A 15,956-nucleotide genomic window follows, 5' to 3' on the forward strand; every position below is an offset into this window, starting at 1 on the left:
AGGATATGAAGCAAATCCAACCAAGTTTTTAGAGATGCGCTAAAGATTTTCGATAAAAACTAACGGGGTTTTTTATACCAATCGGATACTCGTCTATTGAGTGATAGTGGTTTTTCATCACCGGAGAACATCCGTGTTTGATCCCGTAAATAAGGAAAGATAATTTCTTTTTTAAGCAGCAGCCAGTTATGAGGTAAAATATGCGGAGCGGAAAAATCATCGGTTTGCGGCAAATGCTTGAGCAAAAGAGGGTAATAAACGGGAAAAATATTTTCGGTTACGTTTTTTACTGCAGAAAAACCTCCCGCTAATCCGAAAGAAGGAGCAATCATATTATCGGTTTGAGAACGGGCAAGCAAACCTTTCTGACTTTCTTCATTGAAGAACCAAATTAGAAATGCCCGTGCTGCTGCCGTATTTTTTGCCTTTTTACAAATCCCTGCATATATAACTTCATCCTGTACCGGTGTCTTACCGTTGTAATTCATCCACCGATAATCGAGCGACTTTAATCTTTCGTTATTTAATGAAAACAGTTTATCGCTCGGTAAGTACCAGAATAGGCAGCGTCCGTTTGTAATTAACGTATACGGCGGGTCGTAGAGGTATTTGAATTTGAATTCATCCTCAGCCGCAGCGTTTGTATTGATCTCTTCCGACCATCGGCGCGTATACATAATCAATTCCTGCAGCATTTTATCATTCCACGAAAAGAGATTTTTTGTTTCTTCAAAGGACACATCGAGGCCTTGTGCGGTAACATAGAGAAAATCGGTATCCCAGCGGGGAGAAAAACCCATTTCAGTATATTCCGCTCCGCTTTTTTTATTATATGCTGCGGCAAGTTCTCTCATTTCTTCAAGAGAAATGGTAAAATTTGTTTTTACCAAATTTTTTTGCGATGCAGAAAAGATAATGGTCGGTAAATTAAAGCTGACCGGCAAGAGGTATTGCGACCCATTACTATTCCCCAATTCAAATAATAACGGATAAAAAATATCCGGATCGATTTTCTTTTTAGAAAGCAGGCCTCCCAGCTTACTGAATTTTACCCGTGTTGCATCACCTCTAAGCCATGGTCCAATGACGATATCCGGTTGTTCGGATGCAGCCATTAAAGCATCTGAAGGGTTTTCTTTATAGCTGATGGTTATTTTGTAACGGCTTTGAGCGCTGTTAAAAGCCTCGCAATAAGAAATGAATTCAGTATGGTCAGTCCAAATAACGGCAATCGAATCCTCGGCACTTTTACAAGCAGATAGCATACAGCATACAACCACTGCGATAAAAAGGAAATTTTTCATACTCATCCATTATGACTACAATAACCTCCTTGTCAATGACTCTTTAAGGGTCAGGGCAAACACATCAGGCTATTTTTTAAATAGCCCCGCAGAATAATTGGGTCTGTTCAACCAGAACTGCCAAGGATGGCAGTGGTTCCATACAGCAGCGATGTTTTGTGCACGCACAAAACTCGCCTTCAACTGTTGTACACGGATGTACAACAGTTGAAGATGGTTCAAATGGTCTCACAGTCCCAATTATTCTGCGCTTTTTATCTACTCTGCCTGATGCGTTTACCCATCTCATCTGCCAAAAAAAATGTACGAAATTTTATTCAAAATTTCGTACAGAAGGAAAATAACCGCTTAAGATATTTTTGATACGTTTACTCTGCGGCAATATCCTTGCGCGGATGCGGGCTTTAAAGTATAATCCAATAGTTTAGGATAATTTAGGAATATATATGAAAAAACTGCATCATTCTTGTAATACTGTATTTACTGTGTTCATCTTAACAGCCGTCTGTTCCGTTTTTTTTACGATAACCGGTTGTTCAAAAAAAATCGGCTACGGTGTCGTTAATTGGTCAATCCCCGAATATAACTTGACGGCGTCGGATGTGGTGCCGATTCTTGTCCGTTCGAATATTTCGAAGGTGTATATCGCCGAGCTGAATAATCAAAAAATAGAGATTCCGCTCTGGCAGCTCACCTTTTGTTCTTCAAAACGTGAAGCCGAAGCTTATATTAAAAAGACAGCCGAATATCGCTCCGTGTATGCCGCGGTAAAGCGGGACGGTCTGCCGCTCCGTTCTACGCCCGATAACACCGGTAAACAGGTATATCGCCTGCGCGAAAGTCAGATTGTAAAGGTTCTTTGGAAAGGGGAGGGCGCTCCGGTTGTTGCGCGGGATAAACCCTTGGAAGGTGATTGGCTCTATGTGATGACCAACGATGGCACTCGCGGCTGGTGTTTTTCTTATAATCTTTTTACGTATGATGAAGGAGAACCCACCGTCTCACGGCAGACAACGGAAACAGTAGCAGACGAGATTCTTACGACTATCTTAAAAAGCCGATGGTATCCCGAATATTACCGCAATATGATTCGGAAAAAACAGATCGATCCCGAACGGATGACGGATACTTTCGGCTTTTTCCCCGGCGATGGAACAGGAGTCGCGCGCATCATGCTGAAAGATGAGCAGTTGGCCTTTTCTTATACCGGTATCACAAAAAACCGGATGGGCGCTTATCAATTTGAAGGTTCGCCGCTCCTGATGCAAATCAGAGATTCGGATACGATTGCCGTCAACTATACCGATGAGAAGGGGCGGGTACAAATACAGTATTTTATTACGTTGAAAGAAGACCCGCAGGAACTGGCGCAAGCCGAAACGGAACGCAGGAACGATGCTCTGCAAACCCTTGTTACAACCGGTCCGGTATTTAATTCCGTAAATTACGGTGTGCTGGAATTCTTGGATGGCGGTCGCTTCCTCTGGAAAGGATACCAAGTGCTATCCCCGACGATTATTCCTAAGGGTGCGGGAAATTCCGGTTCCGTGGCGATCCGGTATTTTATCAGCGCTAAGCTGAAAACCGAATATATGGGGATTCTGTCGTTTAAATTTGACGGCAGCGGCGACTGGATTGACTTTTTTTACACGGTGTCCAAACAGGGCGTTAAACTTGAGTATGTAAAGCCGGAGAATATTACCGACGGTGTCGCTGCCGTGCGCAGCCTCAATCCGGTTATCCTCTTTTTCGGGACGGAAGGAACGGAAGAGTAATGCCGTTTGTTCAGCTTTCAAATATCTCTCTTGCGTTCGGCGATCGCGATATCCTCCAAAATATCACGCTGGTACTGACACAGGGAACAAAGGCGGCGCTCACCGGAGCCAACGGCAGCGGTAAATCAACCCTGATGAAAATTATCGCAGGGGTGATGCAGGCCGATTCCGGTTCTATTTCGATGGAAAAGAATACCCGCATTGCCTATCTGCCTCAGTCCGGCATTATACACAGGGGTAAAACGCTGGCAGAAGAAGCCGATACCGCCTTTTCCCGCGGGGCACAGCTGGTAGAACAGCTTGAAGCAGTCGGCAAGCTTATGAGCGAAGAGGCCGATGCTGCAAAGGCGGAGCGGCTTGCGCACGATTATCACGCCCTGCAAACCGAGCTTGAGCAATCGGGCTGGTATTTTAGGCAGCGGCTTGCGGATGAAACGCTGCGCGGGCTTGGCTTTACGTCGGAAGATTTTACCCGCCTTACCGATGAGTTTTCGGGCGGATGGCAGATGCGCATTGCGCTTGCGAAGATTCTTTTGAGCGGGGCTGACATCATCATTTTAGATGAACCTACCAACTACCTCGATATCGAAGCGCGCAGCTGGCTTGAACTCTGGCTAAAAAAATTTACCGGCGGTTTTTTACTGGTTAGTCATGACCGCTCGTTTTTGGACGCAACGGTTAACGAAACGTATGAATTGTTCAACGGAACGCTTAAACGCTATGCCGGAACCTATACCAACTATGAAAAGACGCGGGAGGTAGAACTTGCCTCGCTGATAAAAGCGTACGCGCAGCAGCAGCTGGAAATTGCAAAAACCGAAGACTTTATCAGGAAGTTCCGCTACAAGGCGACAAAAGCCGCAGCGGTGCAGGATCGGGTAAAGCGGCTCGAAAAACTTGAGCGTATTGAATTGCCCGAACACTTAAAGAAGATTCACTTTAGCTTTCCGCCCGCCCCTCATTCGGGAAATATTGCACTGCAAGCTGAGGGAATCACAAAGGTCTATGGAGAACGGCTCGTGCTGAAAGATGCGGAGCTCACCGTTACCAAGCAGGAACGGCTGGCATTGGCGGGACGGAACGGCGCCGGTAAAACCACTTTTTTGCGGATACTGGCGGGTGAGGATTCCGCGTATACCGGCTCCGTAAAGTATGGGGCGGGCATTATTACCGGTTATTTTTCGCAGGATGAGGCCGAGCGGATTACCGGCAGCGAAACCATCATGCAGCTGATGGAGCGGGAGGCACCGACACACCTTATACCGAAACTCTACGATATGCTCGCTGCCTTTTTGTTCCGCGGCGACGACATCCATAAGCAGCTATCCGTGCTGTCCGGCGGGGAAAAAAGCAGGCTGGCGCTGCTTCGGCTGCTATTGAAGCCGCTCAACCTCCTCATCTTAGACGAGCCGACTAATCACCTCGACCTCCATTCCAAAGATGTGCTGCTCGATGCACTGCAGCGGTTTGAAGGGACGGTTATCTTTGTTTCGCACGATAAGTTTTTTATCCAAGGGCTTGCAACCCGCGTCCTTGAACTGACAGCTTCGGCAACACCTGATGCCGGCACCCGCATTAGAAATTTCCCGGGCACCTACGACTATTACCTATACCGGATTGCCGCCGAAGCAGCCGGCAGTTCAGCCGAAAAGTCGGGGCAAACGGCAGGATATACGCAGTTCTCTAAAAGCCAAGGTACCGGCAGTTCCGTCGTCGGTAGCCTAAGCGGGAAAGCAGCGGATTCTTCGGGCGGCGGGAAAACACGCAGTGTTTTTTCCGGTAGCGCATCAGGGGTGCCTTCCGGTTCACAAGCGGGGATGCCGGTAGGCAGTGCCGACGGCGGCGGTGCTCTTTCTTATGAAGAACAAAAAAAGCTGCGGGCGGAAAAGCGAAAGCGCGAAAAAGAGGAAGAACGTATTTTTGCACAACTTGCCGAAACCGAAAACAAAATAAGAGAACTGGAAGCACAGCTCGCAAACCCCGAAGTATATACCGACGGTGAAAAAGCTCGCAGCATTCTGCAGCAGATTCAAGCCTTACAAGCAACCGCCGCTGAACTTACAGAACAGTGGGAAGCGCTTGCTCAAACCTCAGCCTTTTGAACCACTTTAAGCGGCAATGCCGCTTAAACATTGATACGGATGCCGCTTTTAAAGAAGAAATGCTAAAAAGAAGAGTGTCGATAGAAAATTGCGAAAAACGGTTATAGGTGCTATAATATAGCTATGACCATTACACGCAAATTACCGATTGGTGTACAGAGTTTCGAGAAACTTCGCAGGGACGGTTATATCTATGTTGATAAAACGACATTTGTCTGGAATCTTGTGCAAGCATCTAATCCGTATTTTTTAAGCCGTCCGCGGCGGTTTGGAAAAAGCTTATTCCTTTCAACGCTGGCGGCATATTTTTTAGGACAAAAAGAACTATTCAAAGGCTTGTATGTTGAACAAGCGGAAACAGCGCAAGCTGCTAAAGAAGGCAGAGCTGCGTGGCAGGAATATCCGGTGTTTTATTTGGATTTTAATACAGGCAACTATAATGGTATGGAAGCCTTAATGGAAAATCTCAATATCTTTTTATATCGGCTTGAAGAAATATACGGAAGGGTTGCTATTGAAGAAACTCCTGCAAAGCGTTTTGAAGGTCTTTTAGAACGTGCATACAAAAAAACCGGTAAACAAGTAGTTATTTTGGTAGACGAATACGACAAGCCGATGCTTCAAACCATGGGTGTCAATGCTGCTCTGAACGAACAATACCGCAATATGCTGAAAGCGTTTTACTCGGTGATAAAAACCTGTGATCAATATATCCGCTTTGCCTTCTTAACCGGTGTCACCAAATTTAGTAAAGTCAGTATTTTCAGTGATCTGAATAACTTAAAAGACATTAGTCTGCATGAAAATTACGCAGATATCTGTGGCATTACACAGGAAGAACTGGAAGAAAATTTTCAACCTGAAATTCAAGCTCTTGCCGAGCGGCAAAAGCTTGACCGGCAGCAGGCAGTTTCAGCATTAAAACAGTGGTATGACGGCTATCTTTTCCATCCTGCAGGAAAAGGTTTGTATAATCCCTATAGCATACTAAATGCCTTTGATGATAAAGAAATTAAAAGTTACTGGTTCAGTACGGGCACACCAACCTTTTTGGTTACCTTCCTAAAAGAAGCACAGTACTTTATCCCCGACTTGGATGGGAATGTTGAGCTTAGTGAATCGGGATTGCAAACCTATCGAGCTGTTGCGCAGGATGCATTGCCTATTCTGTTTCAAGCAGGGTACTTAACAATCAAAGACTATGCATGCGATTTACGGCTGTATCGGCTCGGCTTTCCGAATGATGAAGTACGGTACGGTTTTTTGGAAAACCTTTTGCCTGCATACTCCAACGTGCAGTTTGATCAAGCGGGGACATCGGTAGCACGATTCGTACAAGACATCCGCGAAGGTAATGTGAATTCTTTTATGGAACGGATGCAGGCGATCATTGCAGGTATTCCGTATGACGATTTCAGTAAAGAAAATCTCAAGTTGAGAGAACAAAATTATCAAACTGCTATATATCTGATTTTTAGACTGATGGGGCAATTTGTGCAGACGGAAGTCCACTGTTCGACAGGACGTTCGGATTGTGTTGTTTATACAACTAATATTGTATATATTTTTGAGTTTAAGCTTACCGGTAACGGCAGTGCGGAAGATGCGATTGCTCAGATAAGAAAAAAGAACTATGCGGCACAGTATAAGGTAGAAGGGAAAAAGATAGTGCTGATCGGTGCAGGATTTGACGAACAGACGAGAACTATCAACGAATGGGCGGTAGATAATTAAGAATTACAAGTATCAATGCTTGTGTTCATCGCAAGAGAAATGATTTCTCCATGAAGTACGCTTTTAGCAATGCGACAACGCAGATGAGCCGTATATTTTTGAACCATCGTTTTTGAAAATAGCCTGTTGAGCAGTTGTACATCTTTGTACAACTGCTCAACGTCGAGTTTTTCTAGTGAAAAACTCGCTGCTACATAGAACCACGGACATCCTCGCCCAAAAATGTACATCCGTGTACATTTTTGGGCTGCAAGTTTGCAAGCAAACACGTTGCTGCGTGGAACCACGCCCGTCCTTGGGCGTTCTGATACGTTGAGGATTAATTTGTGCGCAGCAACGAAGTAGATGTGCCGTATATTTTCAAAAGGTGCGGGAGAACTCGCAGCCACAGTAGTCTTGTCGGTACAACCCCAACTCCTTGCTGAGCCTAATGGACTCCAGATATCCGTCTTTTTTCTTAAAGTCGCTCGGCAGCCATCGGCACTTGTCCGTGGCAAGCTCCATGCCGATTTCGTTGATTTTTGCTGCGCTTTTAAGCGGGCTGAGCGAAAGTGTCGTGCAGAAAAAATCAAAACCTTGAGCTGTTGCTTCGCGTACTGTTGCTGCAAGCCGGAGCCGATAACAACGGAAGCAGCGCTCTCCGCCTTCAGGGCAATCCGTATAGCCTTCCGCTATTTCGAGGAATTGTTCATGGTTATAGTCCCGTATCGCATAATCGATTCGGTATGGAAATTCTTTTGACGTATTATACTGTTCGATTAAACGGATTTGTTCATCCGCCCGGGTACGGTATTCGAGCTGGGTATCAATGTTGGGATTATAATAGAAGACAGTTAACTTAAAATATCCGGAAAGCCGTTTTATTACCGAAGAACTGCACGGCGCACAGCACGAATGGAGCAGCAGCCGCGGTGGAGCTTCGGTAGTAAAGGAGTCGCCAAGCTCCGCAATGGTTTGTTCCATTAATAATTGAAAATTTTGCTTCATACCAATATGTTTTGTTTAATAAAAGATTGGATGTCTTCAAGCAGCGTATAAAGCGAGCTTCCGGATTCTCGGGGCAGCCGAAAAGCAATGGCGCCGGGATGACCGCCTCCGTCCGTAATCTTAAAATGAGTAAGCACCGGGTGTAAATTAATGCCTCGTACCGTTTCGCTTGCACGGATACGGCACTGTATTTTATTGGACTTGCCGGGAGAATCATAGTAGGCGGAAATCCCTACTCCTTCGACTTTCTCTGCAATGGCATTGGTTGCTTCCTTAATCATACCGGTAAACTGTGCGTATTCAATACTTGCAAAGAAAGCATTCGACTCATCTTCCGACAAGATAATCGTTCCAATGTGTCCGGTATATTTAGCGCGGTCAATAATGGTATGGTAGATTTTCTCGGTTTCGGCATCGGTCGTCTCCATCACATCAAGCAGCCGTTCCATCGATTCGATTTTTTTTGTACGTCCCTCCGAATGGGTACTTATCCGCAACATCAAATTTAAATGATTAGAAAAATAGTCAAAAACTTCTTTATCGTGCGGGTTGGAAATGTAATTTCCCATTTTTGCATCGCCGAGCATACCGGTCAAGAGTGTCAGCACCAGATTTCGTGAATAAAGCTCTTCAATGCTGTAACGCTGCCGTATTTCGGGGTGAGTTGCTAATTTATAGCATATTCGACATAATATTTCGCAAGTGCTTGAGGCATGGAGAACTAAAGAATAGGCGGGATCTCCAATATATGCGGCATCGGAATCAAAGTGATGGTCTACTTCAAGTTTTGGAATAGACGGCGTATTAAGAAAATCATAGATACAGCCGTTTGCGGCAATCATATCAGGCTTTGGTGTATCTAAGATACAGAGCACTTCAACGGAACGGATCGGCGGCATTGTTCCATAGTATATATTGATCTTATTATATTTGCAGATAGAAGTGAGAAATTTAAGGTTTTCAGGCGGTACGGATTCTAAAAAAATGCTGACATGTTTATTAAACTTACGTAATAACAACGCTCCTGCAACTGTCGATGCATAGCAATCTTCATCAGGGCTTTGGTGACCGAGAATCAAGAATGAGCGGTGTGCTTTCATGAGATAATAAATATTTTGTATAACACGATTCCGCGCTCCGATGGTCATATTCTGCCGTTTAAAGCGCAAATCGGGTGTAAATTTGTTCCCCTGAGAATCCATATAGAATTATTATAACATACTTTCTAATAAAGTGTTATCCCAAAATACATTTTTTAGGAAAATGTCTCATGCGGTCAATACAGAAGTTGCAGAAACCTGATGCAGTCGCCTTCCTTTTGTACGAAATTTTTGAAAAATTTCGTACGGTTTTATTCGTGCGGAGGGTTTAATACCCCGACGCTCTGCGTCGTAACAAAGGGTATGAAAGCCGACTGCAACCACCTTATGAGAACAACATACCTCGACGCTCGCGTCGGGGTTGTTGATTTAAGAATAGGGCGACTGCATTAGGTGGAGTAGAGCAACTGGCGAAGAATCAGGAGGCTGTGAGACCATTTGAACCGCGAAGAGGTTCAATTTTGGTTGAAGAGCCTCCTGATTCTTCGGGGAATTCCTACAAGAAACCTGATGCAGCTGCCTTTATGAGCTCCGTATTTACTCACGTAAAAATCTAACCGAAAGGATTGCGGTTACTCAAGTAAAAATCTAACCGTAGCACTCTATGTCCAAGGTTGAGCCATAGAGATAAGTTTACTTTGCAAGCTTTGCGTTGTTTCAAGCAGCTGTTGTAAATCCAAGTTGTTCTTCCTGCGGCACAGCTCAGCTTTTACCGCCTCGCTTACATCAGAGCTTTCCATCAGCCTGCAATACGGAGTCTTTGCCGTATCATATTTTTTTATGACCTTTGCGTCTATCCGTTTTTTTGAAATAATTTTCATCGAAGGAAAAAAGAAATTGACGAGCTTATTATACTGCTGATAAAGGTCAGCCATAACCGCTCGCGCAGCTTCTCCCTCAAAGCGATAGTAACCGACAATGTGCCTTACGACACTATCATTTTTCTGTTCAACAAAACAATTATCATTCTTTTTATACGATCGGCTCCGAGTGAAGATAATCTCATTACTTTTACACCATTGCAACAGCTGTGTATTTTTGAACTCACTTCCGTTGTCGCTATCAATACCTTTCATCTGAAACGGGAGCTTCTCTTTCACATCTTCTATTGCTTCTTTTACCCAACGATGAGCTTTGTTTAAAAGGGCTCTATTTTCCGTCCAGCCTGAATGAACATCGGTAAGGGTAAGCGTGCAAATATACTGTCCTTGGGTACTTATGCCGCAGTTGGCAACGGTGTCAACCTCAAAAAAACCCGGCTTCCGTTCATCCCAATCGAAAAAGGTACGGATGGGGATGAGCTTATTAAGATTCTTTACAGGTCGTGTTGTTGAAATACCGCGGATGGAATGTTTTGGGATTTCCGGTTTAAGAATCCTGCCGACTGTCGCGCTTGATATGCGGGCGAGTTTTGCTTTCAGTTTTTCATCATAGCTGAACTTTTGAGCAAAGTAATCGATATTATCCCGAATGAACGGCACGAGCCGTTTTGCACACAGATACATCGAAAAAATCCACAGCCGGATGACTTCTTGTTGTACGTCTTGACCGTAGTATTTTTCATAGTTCCGCTTTTTACGTGTCTTTGTAATAACCTGTACGCTCTGTCTTGCGACATTGTTAAAGTGCGTGAGTTTTACGTATGCACTGTTTTTCAGAACGTGAATGGCATACTTTCGATTGTAACCGGTTGTTGCGATGAACTCATCGAGGATTTTCGTCTTTTGTTTCTTTGCTGCCGTACAATACCGTTTTGCCGTTTCTTCGCTCAATTTCTTTTTTGTTTTCATGTCTAACCCCATTGTGCCCTTCCTTTGGGCTTCTATTTTGGGTTAGATTTTTACGTGATGCACCGCTTCTTTTTCGGTTAGATTTAACGTGATTCAATGCGAGCTCTAGGCTTTTTAACATTTTTTTGATAAAATTGACCGAATTACGGAGAAAAAATCATGGAAAATGCACTTTGTTTTCATAATGCAACGGTAGTAACCGGTTACTCATTAATGGAAAACGGCTGCGTCTATGTTAAGGACGGTAAGATTGAGGATGTCTTTAGCGAGCGCCGTTTTTTAAATAAACGTTTTTCTCCGGAAGTACGTATCATCGATGTCGATAAAGCATATATTGCTCCGGGGCTGATTGATACCCATATCCACGGCTTTGCAGGGTTTGGGACGGAGGACAGTTCTCCCGATTCCATCCTTGGTATGTCGAAGGCTCTTGCTGAATATGGCGTAACAGCCTTTAATCCTACACTGTATCCGACCGATCCGGAGAATATGATCGAATGTATTCGCGCAATTGTTGATGCGATGGGGCATGAAGAAGGTGCGACCATCATGGGAGTGCACCTTGAAGGTCCGTTCATTTCGCCGGAAAAACCCGGAGCGTTAAGCCCTTCCGCAATCAGTCCCGTCAATATTGATTTGATGGATAAGCTTTGGGCTGCTTCAAACGGAAATATCGTCAATATGACCGTAGCTCCAGAGCTTAAAAATATGCGTGAGCTGGCACTCTACTGCATCAAAAAAAATATTGTGCTGCAGGCGGGGCATACCAATGCGCTCTACGAGAATATGCTTGAAGGAATGCAGGCGGGGATTTTACATTCGACACATCTCTTTAACGCAATGAGCCAAATGCATCATCGTAATCCGGGAGCCGTCGGTGCGATTTTAATCCATCCGGAAATGTCCTGCGAAATTATCGCGGACGGTATCCATGTTCATCCTGATCTTATCCGGCTATTGGCACGGGATAAACCGATTGATAAGATTGTCTTAATAACCGATAGTCTCAAGCCGACGGAACAGCATGACGGTACGTTGATTGCGAACGGAGAAGAAGTTGTGCTCCAAGGCGGTTGTTTCCATCGTAAAAGGGATGGGGTTATTGCAGGCTCAAGCCTTTCGATGATTCGCGGGGTTAAAAATCTTGTATCTTTCGGTTTCCCGATAGAGACTGCCGTTCGCTTCGGCTCTGCAAATCCGGCAGAAATTATGCGGTATTCCAAACGCGGTTCCATTATGCCGGGGTATAAAGGAGATCTTATCGTATTCGATAAGCAGTTCAATGTGCTTGCAACCGTCATAAAAGGAAATTTGAAAAAAAATTTATTTTAAAGAAAAAATATGACGAGGACTTGCTAAAAATATAACCTGTGTTTTTAGAAGCTATCAGCGTATCTCTTAAAACTTCAGTTTTGAGAGATACGCATCAAAATGTTACTGCAAACGTTTGTATAGGAGAAGCTATGCGTTTAATTATAAAACCCGATTATGATGCCTGTTCCGTATGGGCGGCAGATTACATTTGCAAAAAAATTACGGACTTTGCTCCATCTGCATCAAAGCCGTTCGTGCTTGGTTTACCAACCGGTTCTACACCGCTCGGTGTTTACAAAGAATTGATTAAACGGCATCGAGAAGGGAACATTTCGTTTCAGGATGTTGTTACTTTTAATATGGATGAGTATGTCGGTTTATCTCCCGACCATCCGCAAAGTTATCACTACTTTATGTATGAAAACTTTTTTAAGCACATCGATATCGCCCCCGCCAATGTCCACATTTTAGATGGTATGGCGAAAGATCCTGAGGCTGAATGCAAAAAATACGAAGCGGCGATTGCACAGTACGGAAAAATTCATCTCTTTATGGGCGGAGTTGGAGCAGACGGGCATATTGCCTTCAATGAACCCGGTTCTTCTCTTGCGTCCCGCACACGTCAGAAAACACTGACACAGGATACCATTGCGATGAATGCCCGCTTTTTTAACGGCGATACGGCAGCCGTTCCCAAGACAGCGCTGACCGTCGGTATCGGTACGATTACCGATGCGGAAGAAGTGATGATCCTTGCAACCGGTTACAACAAAGCGCGGGCTGTGCGTCATGCAGTGGAAGGCAGCGTCAATCATATCTGGACGATTTCTGCGCTCCAACTGCACCCGCATGCAATCATCGTGTGCGACGAACCGGCAACCGATGAACTCCGTGTTGGAACCGTCCGGTATTTTAAAGATATCGAATCTTCAATTTCAGCAGGCGGAACAAAATAAGCATGCAGAAATCACTCAAGTTTCAAACCGTTTCTTTTTTCATCATTCTGGCGATTACCGTTGTGCTGGTAGCGCGGGTTTTCCTGCCTTACGCGAGCGTACTGTTATGGTCGGCTATTCTCTACATCATGTTCGCTCCGCTGTACCATAAACTACTTAAAAAGTTGAAACCTGAGTCACGATGGTTTAAAATGCAGCAGAGAATTATCGCTGCTTTATTTTCGGTCGGCATTATCATACTGGTTGCCGGAATACTGTTCTTTTTTGCCATAAAGTTGATTGGACAAGGGCAGATGTTCGTAAAGAAAATGATGAACTTTTTCGTTACGCACCCGCAGTTATTGAGAATGGAAAAAGATGCGCCGCTCAACGAATTAGTCATGCAGATTTCGATGGGAACAATCGATCTTTCGGTATTCGATGTAAAAAAAGAGCTGATGAATTTATTTCTGCAATATGCGAATACAATTGTCCGTTATGCGACAAGTCTTGCAAAAAATATTGGTAATTTTGTGCTTTCGCTCCTATTTATGTGTTTCGCACTCTATTTTCTTTTTATCGACGGGCAATACCTCGCTTCGGTTTTTGTAACGGCTATTCCGATTCAAGTGTCGGAAGGACAAAAGCTGGCGGCAAAAGTAAAGGACACTATTACCAACCTTTTTATGGGGTACTTTCTCGTATCGATATGTCAGTTTGCAGCGGCGTTTATCGTGTACACTATTTTTCAGGTGGAAGGAGCGCTGCTCTTGTCCTTTTTAACCTTTTTCAGTTCGTTTTTGCCCTTACTCGGCTGTGCGTTGGTATGGGTGCCGATCGCGATTGAAATATTCTTAACAGCCGGTGTACTCAAAGGGATTCTTTTTTTCTGCGTTGCCGGTTTTTTTATCAGTTCGGTTGATAATGTGTTGCGACCGATGTTTTTAAAAGATCGTATTCAAATACATCCGCTGCTCATTTTCTTTTCGATACTCGGCGGCATTCGGTTTTTTAAGCTGAACGGAATTGTGCTTGGGCCGTTGTTTGTCATCCTCTTGTTTACGCTGATCGATATTGCACGGACTTCGGATAGTACGGATGTTGAAGAGCAGTCTTGACCATGAATAGCCACCCGCTGTTATACCATCGGCGTATTGAACGAGTTCATCCGCTGCTTTCGCCGCAGCTTATGCTTGAAAAAATCCCTGTATCGGATGCGTCATGTCGGACGGTATTGACCGGAAGAAAAGAGGTGGAAGCGATTTTGTCCGGCGCCGATAACCGGTTTTTATTGATTGCCGGGCCGTGTTCCATCCACGATCCGATCTCTGCACTGGATTATGCAAAGCGGTTAATGCGTCTGCGGACAAAATACCGCGACCGCTTTTGTATTATTATGCGGGTGTATTTTGAAAAGCCGCGTACCGGTTTGGGCTGGCGCGGCTTGATTGTAGAGCCCGCACTTGATGGGGTTATTAATATTACCGGTGGGCTGGAGACGGCGCGTAAAACGCTGAGCGCTATTACCGAACTGGGGCTGCCGGCCGCTTCGGAGCTGCTCGACCCTATTGTGCCGCAATATACTGCGGATTTTATCAGCTGGGCGTCTATTGGTGCGCGCTCCGCCGAAAGTCAGATACATCGGGAACTTGCTTCGGGGCTGTCGATGCCGGTCGGTTTTAAGAACCCTACTGACGGCGATATCAGTACGGCGATAAACGCGATTGTTTCCGCACGGGAACCGCATGCCTTTCTCGGTCTTATGCAAAACGGCAATCCCGCCGTAATGCATACGAGCGGCAATGAATACGCGCACCTCGTATTGCGGGGCAGCGTACACGGGGCAAACTGCGACAGGGCTTCAATAGAAGAAAGTTACCGTCTCTTGGCGGAACAGGGCATACGGCCGGCGATCTTGATTGACTGTTCGCACGGCAACTCGCAACGGCAGCCCGAAAAGCAGCGGGACATCCTGCTTGAAAGTCTCCGACTGAGGCTGGAACAGCCGCAGCTTGAGGCAATCCGCGGCTGTATGCTCGAAAGCTTTATTCAGGCAGGTACCGTCTCGCCGGAGCATTGCTCCGAAAAGAGCGAATACGGTAAATCAATTACCGACCCCTGTATGAGCTGGGAAATGACCGAATCGCTTCTCACCGAAGCCGCGGATATATGGACAAGGCAACTGCATTAGAAATATTCCAAGCAGTTGCCTTCTTTACCGTGCAAAATTTTGTCAAAAATTTCGCACGGTTTATTTAAAGGAAGGGCAAACGCATCAGACGTGTAAATCAAATGTCGCAGAATAAGTGAGGTCGGGCGACCATTTGAGCCGCCAAGCGGCGAAATTCTGGTTGAACGGCCTCACTTATTCTGCGGGGTAGTTAAAAAACAGTCTGATGCGTTTGCCCTATAATGGAGATATTATGACAACAGCAAAAATTAAATTGTACACCGACGGAGCATGCTCTCAAAATCCCGGGCCGGGTGGCTGGGCATTCGTGATGATTCTCAAAGATATGCAAGGGGATCAGCCGGATCAGGAATTACTGCGGGGTTCCGGCGGAGAAAAACTGACTACGAATAACAGAATGGAATTATCTGCCGTTATTCAAGCGCTTATTGCCTATCAGGAAAAGATACAACCCCGCTATGCAGACTGTCCGGTAACTCTGCATACGGATTCCCAGTATGTGCAGCAGGGGATTTCTTCATGGATAAAAAAGTGGAAGCTGAACGGATGGCGAACGGCTGACAGAGGAGCGGTAAAAAATCAAGACCTTTGGCAGCAGCTCGATGCACTTGCATCTCAACTCAGCCTTGAGTGGATGTGGGTAAAAGGACATGCCGGCAACCGTTACAACGAACTGTGCGACACCCTCGCCGTAGAAGCGGCAAAAAACGCGAAGTAATCTAAA

Annotated in this window: 12 protein-coding genes; 8 read left to right on the forward strand and 4 right to left on the reverse strand. The window is 45.1% G+C overall.

Annotated features, from left to right (window positions below; translation table 11 throughout):
- Positions 1 to 59 precede the first annotated feature (59 nt).
- Complete coding sequence (locus tag DWB79_RS06925; protein ID WP_016523321.1) at positions 60 to 1,304, reverse strand: extracellular solute-binding protein; 1,245 nt, start codon at positions 1,302 to 1,304, stop codon at positions 60 to 62.
- A 446-nt stretch (positions 1,305 to 1,750) separates the two neighbouring features.
- Here DWB79_RS06925 and DWB79_RS06930 point away from each other — a divergent pair, with 446 nt between their 5' ends.
- From DWB79_RS06930 to DWB79_RS06940, 3 genes are all read left to right on the forward strand, one after another.
- On the forward strand, positions 1,751 to 3,079 hold the full coding sequence (locus DWB79_RS06930; RefSeq protein WP_016523322.1) for an SH3 domain-containing protein: 1,329 nt from the start codon (positions 1,751 to 1,753) through the stop codon (positions 3,077 to 3,079).
- Entirely contained in the window at positions 3,079 to 5,181 is a 2,103-nt protein-coding gene (locus DWB79_RS06935; RefSeq protein WP_016523323.1) for an ABC-F family ATP-binding cassette domain-containing protein, read from the forward strand. Before DWB79_RS06930 ends, DWB79_RS06935 begins: the two co-directional genes overlap by 1 nt.
- Before the next feature lie 123 nt (positions 5,182 to 5,304).
- Positions 5,305 to 6,915, forward strand: coding sequence for an ATP-binding protein (locus tag DWB79_RS06940; protein ID WP_016523324.1), 1,611 nt, complete (start codon positions 5,305 to 5,307; stop codon positions 6,913 to 6,915).
- A gap of 360 nt (positions 6,916 to 7,275) precedes the next feature.
- On the opposite strand, the gene DWB79_RS06945 is transcribed toward DWB79_RS06940, so the two are convergent.
- From DWB79_RS06945 to DWB79_RS06955, 3 genes are all read right to left on the reverse strand, one after another.
- A complete protein-coding gene (locus DWB79_RS06945) occupies positions 7,276 to 7,902 on the reverse strand; it encodes an epoxyqueuosine reductase QueH (protein WP_016523326.1) in 627 nt (208 codons plus the stop codon).
- A complete protein-coding gene (locus DWB79_RS06950) occupies positions 7,899 to 9,104 on the reverse strand; it encodes a DHH family phosphoesterase (protein ID WP_016523327.1) in 1,206 nt (401 codons plus the stop codon). The genes DWB79_RS06945 and DWB79_RS06950 overlap by 4 nt, the downstream gene beginning before the upstream one ends.
- 500 nt (positions 9,105 to 9,604) lie before the next feature.
- The gene (locus DWB79_RS06955; RefSeq protein ID WP_016522693.1) at positions 9,605 to 10,804 is read right to left on the reverse strand and encodes an integrase catalytic domain-containing protein; all 1,200 of its coding nucleotides are present in this window, start codon (positions 10,802 to 10,804) and stop codon (positions 9,605 to 9,607) included.
- 147 nt (positions 10,805 to 10,951) lie between these two features.
- Between DWB79_RS06955 and nagA the strand changes: the two genes are divergently transcribed.
- From nagA to rnhA, 5 genes are all read left to right on the forward strand, one after another.
- Complete coding sequence (nagA, locus tag DWB79_RS06960) at positions 10,952 to 12,124, forward strand: N-acetylglucosamine-6-phosphate deacetylase (RefSeq protein ID WP_016523328.1); 1,173 nt, start codon at positions 10,952 to 10,954, stop codon at positions 12,122 to 12,124.
- Positions 12,125 to 12,255: 131 nt separating this feature from the next.
- Complete coding sequence (nagB, locus tag DWB79_RS06965) at positions 12,256 to 13,062, forward strand: glucosamine-6-phosphate deaminase (RefSeq protein WP_016523329.1); 807 nt, start codon at positions 12,256 to 12,258, stop codon at positions 13,060 to 13,062.
- 2 nt (positions 13,063 to 13,064) lie between these two features.
- On the forward strand, positions 13,065 to 14,159 hold the full coding sequence (locus DWB79_RS06970) for an AI-2E family transporter (RefSeq protein WP_016523330.1): 1,095 nt from the start codon (positions 13,065 to 13,067) through the stop codon (positions 14,157 to 14,159).
- A 2-nt stretch (positions 14,160 to 14,161) separates the two neighbouring features.
- Complete coding sequence (locus DWB79_RS06975; protein ID WP_016523331.1) at positions 14,162 to 15,232, forward strand: 3-deoxy-7-phosphoheptulonate synthase; 1,071 nt, start codon at positions 14,162 to 14,164, stop codon at positions 15,230 to 15,232.
- Between the two features lie 232 nt (positions 15,233 to 15,464).
- Entirely contained in the window at positions 15,465 to 15,950 is a 486-nt protein-coding gene (gene rnhA, locus DWB79_RS06980) for a ribonuclease HI (protein WP_016523332.1), read from the forward strand.
- The last annotated feature ends 6 nt before the right edge of the window (positions 15,951 to 15,956 follow it).

The organism is Treponema medium (genome assembly GCF_017161265.1).
In the GTDB taxonomy this organism is placed as follows: Bacteria; Spirochaetota; Spirochaetia; order Treponematales; family Treponemataceae; genus Treponema; species Treponema medium.

What these genes read in the sequence shown, in the direction of transcription:
- nagB (WP_016523329.1), top strand. Translation starts at nt 12,256, where the DNA reads ATGCGTTTAATTATAAAACCCGATTATGATGCCTGTTCCGTATGGGCG.
- DWB79_RS06955 (WP_016522693.1), bottom strand. Translation starts at nt 10,804, where the DNA reads ATGGGGTTAGACATGAAAACAAAAAAGAAATTGAGCGAAGAAACGGCA.
- DWB79_RS06935 (WP_016523323.1), top strand. Translation starts at nt 3,079, where the DNA reads ATGCCGTTTGTTCAGCTTTCAAATATCTCTCTTGCGTTCGGCGATCGC.
- DWB79_RS06970 (WP_016523330.1), top strand. Translation starts at nt 13,065, where the DNA reads ATGCAGAAATCACTCAAGTTTCAAACCGTTTCTTTTTTCATCATTCTG.
- DWB79_RS06940 (WP_016523324.1), top strand. Translation starts at nt 5,305, where the DNA reads ATGACCATTACACGCAAATTACCGATTGGTGTACAGAGTTTCGAGAAA.
- rnhA (WP_016523332.1), top strand. Translation starts at nt 15,465, where the DNA reads ATGACAACAGCAAAAATTAAATTGTACACCGACGGAGCATGCTCTCAA.
- DWB79_RS06945 (WP_016523326.1), bottom strand. Translation starts at nt 7,902, where the DNA reads ATGAAGCAAAATTTTCAATTATTAATGGAACAAACCATTGCGGAGCTT.
- DWB79_RS06950 (WP_016523327.1), bottom strand. Translation starts at nt 9,104, where the DNA reads ATGGATTCTCAGGGGAACAAATTTACACCCGATTTGCGCTTTAAACGG.
- DWB79_RS06930 (WP_016523322.1), top strand. Translation starts at nt 1,751, where the DNA reads ATGAAAAAACTGCATCATTCTTGTAATACTGTATTTACTGTGTTCATC.
- nagA (WP_016523328.1), top strand. Translation starts at nt 10,952, where the DNA reads ATGGAAAATGCACTTTGTTTTCATAATGCAACGGTAGTAACCGGTTAC.
- DWB79_RS06975 (WP_016523331.1), top strand. Translation starts at nt 14,162, where the DNA reads ATGAATAGCCACCCGCTGTTATACCATCGGCGTATTGAACGAGTTCAT.
- DWB79_RS06925 (WP_016523321.1), bottom strand. Translation starts at nt 1,304, where the DNA reads ATGAAAAATTTCCTTTTTATCGCAGTGGTTGTATGCTGTATGCTATCT.